Annotated in this window: 11 protein-coding genes and 1 pseudogene; 10 read left to right on the forward strand and 2 right to left on the reverse strand. The window is 76.4% G+C overall.

Annotation, left to right across the window (positions count from 1 at the left end):
* Positions 1–249: pseudogene (locus tag AC0CYZ_RS28560) on the forward strand (mechanosensitive ion channel family protein); the annotation flags it as partial.
* Positions 250–309: 60 nt separating this feature from the next.
* On the opposite strand, the gene AC0CYZ_RS28565 reads toward AC0CYZ_RS28560, so the two are convergent.
* Positions 310–906 (reverse strand): TetR/AcrR family transcriptional regulator, encoded by a 597-nt coding sequence (locus tag AC0CYZ_RS28565; protein WP_472221492.1) that lies wholly within the window; start codon positions 904–906, stop codon positions 310–312.
* Positions 907–969: 63 nt separating this feature from the next.
* Between AC0CYZ_RS28565 and AC0CYZ_RS28570 the strand changes: the two genes are divergently transcribed.
* Positions 970–1746, forward strand: coding sequence for an SDR family NAD(P)-dependent oxidoreductase (locus AC0CYZ_RS28570; protein WP_472221493.1), 777 nt, complete (start codon positions 970–972; stop codon positions 1744–1746).
* A gap of 71 nt (positions 1747–1817) precedes the next feature.
* Here AC0CYZ_RS28570 and AC0CYZ_RS28575 read toward each other — a convergent pair whose 3' ends face one another.
* The gene (locus tag AC0CYZ_RS28575) at positions 1818–2207 is read right to left on the reverse strand and encodes a DUF4333 domain-containing protein (RefSeq protein ID WP_472221494.1); all 390 of its coding nucleotides are present in this window, start codon (positions 2205–2207) and stop codon (positions 1818–1820) included.
* A gap of 170 nt (positions 2208–2377) precedes the next feature.
* On the opposite strand from AC0CYZ_RS28575, the gene AC0CYZ_RS28580 reads away from it, so the two are divergent.
* From AC0CYZ_RS28580 to AC0CYZ_RS28615, 8 genes are all read left to right on the forward strand, one after another.
* Positions 2378–4027 (forward strand): phytoene desaturase family protein, encoded by a 1650-nt coding sequence (locus AC0CYZ_RS28580; RefSeq protein WP_472221495.1) that lies wholly within the window; start codon positions 2378–2380, stop codon positions 4025–4027.
* Between the two features lie 94 nt (positions 4028–4121).
* Positions 4122–4568: a hypothetical protein gene (locus AC0CYZ_RS28585; protein WP_472221496.1), complete on the forward strand. Its 447-nt coding sequence runs from the start codon at positions 4122–4124 to the stop codon at positions 4566–4568.
* A complete protein-coding gene (locus AC0CYZ_RS28590) occupies positions 4565–4819 on the forward strand; it encodes a monovalent cation/H+ antiporter complex subunit F (protein WP_472221497.1) in 255 nt (84 codons plus the stop codon). The genes AC0CYZ_RS28585 and AC0CYZ_RS28590 overlap by 4 nt, the downstream gene beginning before the upstream one ends.
* Entirely contained in the window at positions 4816–5115 is a 300-nt protein-coding gene (locus AC0CYZ_RS28595) for a monovalent cation/H(+) antiporter subunit G (RefSeq protein WP_472221498.1), read from the forward strand. The genes AC0CYZ_RS28590 and AC0CYZ_RS28595 overlap by 4 nt, the downstream gene beginning before the upstream one ends.
* Positions 5112–5399 carry a DUF4040 domain-containing protein gene (locus AC0CYZ_RS28600; RefSeq protein ID WP_472221499.1) on the forward strand — a complete coding sequence of 96 codons (288 nt, stop codon included), beginning with the start codon at positions 5112–5114 and terminating at the stop codon, positions 5397–5399. The genes AC0CYZ_RS28595 and AC0CYZ_RS28600 overlap by 4 nt, the downstream gene beginning before the upstream one ends.
* On the forward strand, positions 5396–6136 hold the full coding sequence (locus AC0CYZ_RS28605; protein ID WP_472221500.1) for an MnhB domain-containing protein: 741 nt from the start codon (positions 5396–5398) through the stop codon (positions 6134–6136). The genes AC0CYZ_RS28600 and AC0CYZ_RS28605 overlap by 4 nt, the downstream gene beginning before the upstream one ends.
* Positions 6133–6486: a sodium:proton antiporter gene (locus AC0CYZ_RS28610; RefSeq protein WP_472221501.1), complete on the forward strand. Its 354-nt coding sequence runs from the start codon at positions 6133–6135 to the stop codon at positions 6484–6486. Before AC0CYZ_RS28605 ends, AC0CYZ_RS28610 begins: the two co-directional genes overlap by 4 nt.
* Positions 6483–7259, forward strand: a 777-nt coding sequence (locus AC0CYZ_RS28615) for a proton-conducting transporter transmembrane domain-containing protein (RefSeq protein ID WP_472221502.1), incomplete at its 3' end; no start/stop codon positions are given. The genes AC0CYZ_RS28610 and AC0CYZ_RS28615, both read left to right, overlap by 4 nt.

Below are 7259 nucleotides of genomic sequence, written 5' to 3' on the forward strand. Positions count from 1 at the left end.
GCGCTGGCGTTCGGGCTCGGTGGCCGCGACGCCGCCAAGGACCTCATCGACTCGGGCTACCGCCGCGCCCAGGAGCAGTCCGACCAGGTCCGCGCCGACCTGCAGACCGGGCAGGCCCGCGGTCAGGCCGACGCCCAGCGCGCCGCGCAGTACGCCCAGCAGCAGGACCCGGCGACGACGGGCGGCGCGCACTACGCCGGCCCCGCCGAGCCGACCGTGCAGATGACGCCGCAGGACGGCCGTCACTGAGTCACGTGCACGACGCACGACCGGAAGGCCGGCGGTCCCCGATCGGATCCGCCGGCCTTCCTACGTCCGGGCCGCGATGGGGTGCAGCCGGTCGATCGCGAGGTCGAGCGCGGCCTCCAGGTGTCGACTCTCGCCGGTGGACCGCAGTACCTGGACACCGCCCTGGATCCCCGCGATGAGGCCGGCCGCGTGCTGCCCCGCGTCGAGGTCGCCGTCGACCAGCCCGTCGGCCTGCATGGACTCGATCCCTCGTCGGACGTGGTCCTCCCACTGCGCCAGCAGGGTGGAGACCACCTCGGCCGCGCCCGGCGTCGTCCGGACCTGGCCCAGCAGCGACGCGAGTGGGCAGTGCGCCCCCTGGGCGCGGTACCGGGCGACGACGGCGTCGCGCCACCGCCGCCACGCCGCCCACGAGGTCAGTGCCCCGAGGTGGGGCTGCTGGTCGTCCAGGACGCGGTCCGCCTCGTAGCGGGCGACCGCGAGCAACAGCTCCTCCTTCCCGCCCGGGAAGTAGTGGAAGAGCTGCCCCTTGCTGGTTCCCGTGATCGCCCGGACGTCGTCGAGGGTGAGCGTGCCGGGATCGGTGCTGCGCAGGTGGGTGGCCGCGCCCTCGACGATGCGCTGCTGCGTCGCCCGTCCCTTCGCGGTGATCGTCACGGGCGCAGTCTAGCGTGCGTTCTGGACTTGCCGGTCCAAAATCTACTCCTTACCGTCGCGCTCGTGACTCCACGACTCGAGGGGCGGAGCGCCCTCGTCACCGGCTCCACCAGCAACATCGGCCGCGCGATCGCCGTCGCCCTGGCCGCCGACGGCGCTCACGTCCTGGTCTCCGGGCGTGACGAGCTCCGTGGCACCGCGACCGTCTCGGAGATCCGCGGGGCCGGCGGCACGGCCGACTTCGTCCCCGCCGACCTCGACGGCACCGCCGCGGCGAGCCACGCCCTCGCGCGCGCCGCCCTCGACGTCACCGGACACCTGGACGTCCTGGTGAACAACGCGGGCATCTATCCGGCGGCCACCACGCCGAGCACCGACGACGACCTCGCCGACCGCATCTGGGCGGTGAACGTGAAGGCGCCGTTCTTCCTGACGCAGGCCGTCGTCCCGTCGATGATCGACCGCGGGTCCGGGGTGGTGGTGAACCTCGGTTCGTGGGGCGCGCGGCTGGGGCTGCCGGTCGGCTCGCTCTACGCCGCGACCAAGGGCGCACTGGAGACGCTGACCCGGGCGTGGGCCGCCGAGTTCGGGCCGGGCGGGGTCCGGGTGAACGCCGTCTCACCGGGCGTCATCCGTCCTCCGGACCTGGACCCGTCGGTCGAGTTCCGCGGCGAGGGTCTGATGGTCGGGACCCCGGCGGGGCGGGCCGGGGACCCCGCCGCGGTCGCGGACGCCGTCGTGTACCTCGCCTCCGACGCGGCCCGCTTCACGCACGGCACGGTGCTCGACGTGGACGGTGGGCGCACCGGCGTGGCGGTGTCGGCGGTCGGCGCGATCTGACCCCGGCACCCAGCGCACGCCGGCCCCGTCCCGCGGCGGGGACGGGGCGCGGTGCCCGGGACGACCGGCGGTCAGTCCTGGACGGTGCCGGTGAAGTCGACCGTCGAGCCGTCGACGGAGTTGGCCGTGACGAGCACGTGGTGCACGCCCGACTCGTCGGTGCCGAGACACGTGGTGGTGGCGCCCACCCGCGCCGGCAGGTCCTGCGTGCAGGTCACCGTCGCGCCGAACTGCGCGGTCAGCTTCTCGCCGACCGTCGCGGCGGGCACGCTCGCCGACGCCCCGAGGAACGCGAGCGCGGCGACCACGACCGCGGCGAGCAGCGCCGCCACCGACAGCACGATCGTGATCACCAGTGCGGTCCGGCGCCGTCGCGGCGGCCCCGCGACTCCCGGGACCCGGGGATCGCCCTGGCCGCCGTCGAACGGGGCGCCGGTGGTGGGGATGGTCGGGAGGGACATGGCGGGCTCCTTCGTGTCCGGGTGACGTCGTGCTCGGCGTCGACCTGGTGAAGAGTGCTCCGCGTTTCCGGGCTGGTCTGCGCCCGCCGCGACGGTCGCTGTGTCACCGCCGCGACAGTTCCCGCCCGGCTCCGTTTGCCGCCCTCGGACGGCGCGGGCACGGTGCCCGGATGACCCACCCCTCCGGCGACGCCGAGCGCGCCGACGCCGTCGTCGTCGGCGCCGGGCACAACGGGCTCGTCGCGGCCAACCTGCTCGCCGACGCCGGCTGGCGGGTGCACGTGCTCGACGCCGGCGCCTGGCCCGGCGGCGCGACCCGCAGCGCCGAGCTCGCCGCCCCGGGCTGGCGCACCGACCTCGGCAGCGCGTTCTACCCGCTCGGCGCCGCCTCCCCGGTGCTGCGCGGTCTGGGGCTCGACGCCCACGGCCTGCGCTGGCGCCACGCCCCGCAGCCGCTCGCGCACGTCCTGCCCGACGACCGCGCCGCCGTGATCTCCCGCGACCTCGACACCACGGTCGCGTCGGTCGAGCGCTTCGCGCCGGGCGACGGGGCCGCGTGGCGCCGCCTCGCCGAGCAGTGGCAGGAGCTGCGCGAGCCGCTGGTCGGCGCGCTGCTCGCGCCGTTCCCGCCGGTCCGCGGGGCCGCCCGCCTGGTCCGGACGACCGGCACCCCGGACCTGTTGCGCCTCATCCGTCGCCTCGTGCTCCCGGTCCTGCGCTTCGGGCAGGAGGAGTTCGACGGCGAGGGCGCGCGGGCGCTGGTGGCGGGCAACGCCATGCACGCCGACGTGCCGCCCACCGGCGCGGGCAGCACCGCCTTCGGGTGGCTGCTCGCCATGCTCGCCCAGGACGTCGGGTTCCCCGTCCCCGAGGGCGGGTCGGGGGCGCTGAGCGACGCGCTCGTCGCCCGCCTCCGGGCCCGCGGCGGGCGGGTCGACAGCGACCGGCCGGTGGCCCGGGTGCTCGTCGAGGGCGGGCGCGCCGTCGGGGTCGTGGACACGGCCGGCGGGACGGTGCGCGCCGACCACGCCGTCCTCGCCGACGTCGCCGCCCCGATCCTCTACCGCGAGCTGCTCGGCGAGGAGCACCTCCCGTGGCGGATGCGCGCCGACCTCGCCCGCTGCCAGTGGGACCACGCCGTGCACAAGGTCGACGGGGCGCTCTCCGCACCCGTCCCGGGGACCGCGCCGGAGGCCCACGGCGCGGGCGCGGTCCACGTCGGCGCCGACACCCGCGGCCTCGTCGACCTCGGTGCCGACCTCGCCGCCGGCCGTGTCCCGGCCACCCCGTTCCTGATCATGGGGCAGTTGACGACCGCCGACCCGTCGCGCTCGCCCCGGGGCACCGAGTCGCTGTGGAGCTACACCCGCGTCCCGCACGACGCGCTGACCGACCCCGACGAGGTCGCCACGCACGTCGACCGCATGGAGGCCGTCGTCGAGCGGCACGCCCCGGGGTTCCGCGACCTCGTCGTCGGCCGCGCGGTCGCCGACCCGGACACCCTGCAGCGCCAGGACCCGAGCCTCGTCCGTGGCGCCCTGATGGGCGGCACCGCGAACCTGCACCAGCAGCTCGTCCTGCGTCCGACCCCCGGGCTCGGGCGCCCCGACACCCCGATCGACCGGCTCTTCCTGGCCGGGGCGTCCGCCCACCCCGGCGGCGCGGTGCACGGCGGCCCCGGGGCGGCCGCCGCCCGGGCCGCCCGGGCCCGCGCCGGACGGCTCGGCGCGGCCTACGCGGCGCTGGTGCGCGCCGGGCACCGCGCCGTGCACGGGCGCCCCGAACAGGTCCCCGACCCCGACGGCACCGTCCTGGAGTAGCGGCCCGTTTCCCGCCGGGTCCGCGCGGGAAGCACGAGCCATGCCCCAGCGACGTGGTGGTCGTCTCCGGCGGTCCGTGTCCACGGCCGTCGAGGTGGCGGTCTGGACCGTCGTCCTCGTCGCCGTCTGGGTCGCGACGCTGACCGCGGTCGGCGGGCTCGAGCTCGTCGTCGCCGTGCTGGTCGCCGTCCCGCTCGCGGTCCTCGCGACGGCCACCCGCCGCGTGCTCGACGCCCCCGCCGAGCTGCCGTCCGGCTGGTGGCGCTGGGCGCTGCGCCTGCCCGGCGCCGTCGTGGCCGACACCGCGCGGCTCGCCGTCGCCACGGTGCGGGCGATCGCGACGCGGACCCCGCTCGGGTGCGAGCGCACCCTGCCGCTCCCCCACCCGCCCACGACGGGCCCCGACGGCCGCGCGAGCCTCGGGGCGGTCACCATCTCCGCGACCCCGGCGTCCTACGTCGCCGACGTGGAGGACGGCACGCTCGTGGTGCACGCCCTCACCGACGACCCCTCGGCGCTCGAGCGGGCGGTCGCGCGGTGAACCCCTTCCTGCTGCTCGCCGGGGTGCTGCTCGTGGTGCTCGCCGGACCGGGCCTGCTGCTCGTCGCCCGGGGGACCGCCACCTCGCGGCTCGCCGGGCTGCAGCTCGCCTCGGCGGTGACCGTGCTGCTGCTCACCGTGCTCTCCGTCGTGATGGGCCAGCCCAGCCTGCTGATCGTCCCGCTGGTCGCCGTGCTGCTCTCCTTCGCCGGCACCCTCGTCTTCACCCGGCTCCTGCGGGGCCACCGGTGAGCGCGCCGTCCGGGCCGCTCGGTGTCGTCGTCTGGGTGCTCTGCGCGGTCAGTGCCCTGGCCGTGCTCGGGGCCGCCGCCGGGGCGCTGCTCCTGCGGACCGTCGCCGAGCGCCTGCACCTCGTGACCCTGGTGACCTCGGTGGCCGGACCCGCGACCGGCCTGGCGTGCGCACTCACGCTGGGGGTCTCGACGGGGACGGTCGCCGTCGTCGTCGTGGTCGCGCTGCTGGCGGCCACGGCCCCGGTGCTGCAGACCGGGATCGCCCGCGTGGAGCGGGAGGGCCCGGCGGAATGACCGTCCTGCTCGTCGTCGCCCTGATCGCCGTCGCCGTCGCCGGCACGGTGGTCGCCCTGACCCACGACCCGGAACGCCAGGCCGTGACGCTGTCGGTCTTCGGGCTGCTGCTCGGCACCGTCTTCGTGCTCGCGGCCGCACCCGACGTCGCGCTCTCGCAGATCGCCGTCGGGACCGCCCTCGTGCCGCTGCTGGTGCTGCTGACGGTCCGCACGGTGCGACGCCGCTCCGGGCGCCCCGAGCGCACGGACGCCCCCGAGCGCTCGGATCGGCCGGCCCGATGAGCCCGCGCGCCCGCCTGGTCGTGTTCCTGCTCGGCGCCCTCGGGATGGGCCTGCTCTGGGCGGTGGCGACCCACGGCCTGCCCGCGGTCGGCACCGACGTGCACCCCTACCGGGACGCCGCCGTCGCCGCGTCGGCCGCCCACGCCACCGCGAACGTCGTCGCCGCGGTGAACTTCGACCAGCGCGCCTTCGACACCCTGGGCGAGGAGACGATCCTGCTCGCGTCCGTGGCCGCGGTGGCCACCCTGCTGCGCCCGGCCGACGACGAACGGGTCGCCGAGCCCGCCCCGCCGATGACGGTGCTGCCCGCGACCCGTCTCGCCGGGTGGGCGCTGCTCCCGGTGACGCTGCTCGTGGGCGGCGACATCGTGCTGCACGGTCACCTCACCCCGGGCGGGGGCTTCCAGGGCGGCGTGGTCCTCGCGACGGCGATCCACCTGCTCTACCTCGCCGGGAGCTTCCCGACGCTGCAGTGGCTGCGGCCGACCCGGTGGGCCCCGCTGCTGGAACCGGCCGGCAGCGGGCTGTTCGTGGTCACCGGCGCGGCGGGCCTCCTGACCGGGGCCGGGTTCCTCGCCAACATCCTCCCGGTCGGCGTGCTCGGCGCCCCGCTCTCCTCGGGCACCGTCTTGGCGCTCAACGTCGTCGCCGGCGTCGGGGTGGGGGCCGCGGTGGTGTCGCTGCTCGGCCAGTTCCTGCGCCAGGAGCTCGTCGTCTCCTCCGGGGAGGCGTCGTGACCCTCACCGTCGTCGCCTGGGCGGTCGCCGGGTGGCTGGTCCTTGTCGGCGCGCTCGGCATCGTCCGCAGTCGCGACCTCGTCCACACCGTCGTCGCGCTCTCGGTCGCGCAGTCCGGGACCTACGTGCTGCTCATCGCCGCCGGGTTCCAGCGCGACGCGACCGTCCCGATCCTCGGCGCGGGCGGCGCCGGGTCGAGCCCGGTGGTCGACCCGGTGGTGCAGGCGATGGTGCTCACCGACGTCGTCGTCTCGGCCACGGTGACCGCGCTGCTGCTCGCCCTGACCGTCCAGATCGCCAAGCGCCACGGCACGGTCGACCCCGACCAGCTGCGCGAGCTGCGCGGATGAGCACCGTGAGCACCGTCGACGTCGTCGCGCCGCTGGCGGTCACCGGGCCGGTGCTCCTCGCCTGCGTGCTGCTCCTGCTCGGACGCTGGACGCCGCGGGTGGTCACCGACACCGTGGCGCTGCTCGGCGCACTCGCGCTGGCCGCCGCCGGCGGGCTGCTGCTCGAGGCCACCACGACGCACGACGCGGTGACGTGGCTGGGCGGCTGGGCGCCGCCCCCGGGCGCGCACCCGGTCGGCATCGCCCTCGTCGTGGATCCCGCTGCAGCCGGGCTCGTCGTCCTGATCGGCGTGCTCGCTGCGGGGGCGCTGCTCTACAGCTGGCGCTACTTCGACGACGTCGAGGCGCGTTTCCACGCCCTCGTGCTGCTCTTCTGCGCCGGCATGACCGGCTTCGTGCTCGCCGGCGACCTCTTCACCATGCTCGTGTTCTTCGAGCTCATGGGCGCGGTCGCCTACGCGCTGGCGGCCTACAAGATCGAGGAGGCGCGCTCGCTGCAGGGCGGGCTGACGTTCGGGGTGGTGAACTCGCTGGGCGCCTACCTCGCGCTCTGCGGCATCGGTGTGCTCTACGCCCGCACCGGGCAGCTCGGCCTCGCCCCCGTCGGCGACGCACTGGCGGCCGGCCCACCTGACGGCCCGGCCGTGGTGGGCGTGGTCCTCGTCGTGGTCGGGTGGCTGGTCAAGGCGGCCGCGGTGCCGTTCCACTTCTGGCTCGCCGACGCCCACGCCGTCGCCCCGACCCCGGTGTGCGTGCTGTTCTCCGGGGTCATG

The organism is Actinomycetospora sp. (assembly GCF_055612215.1).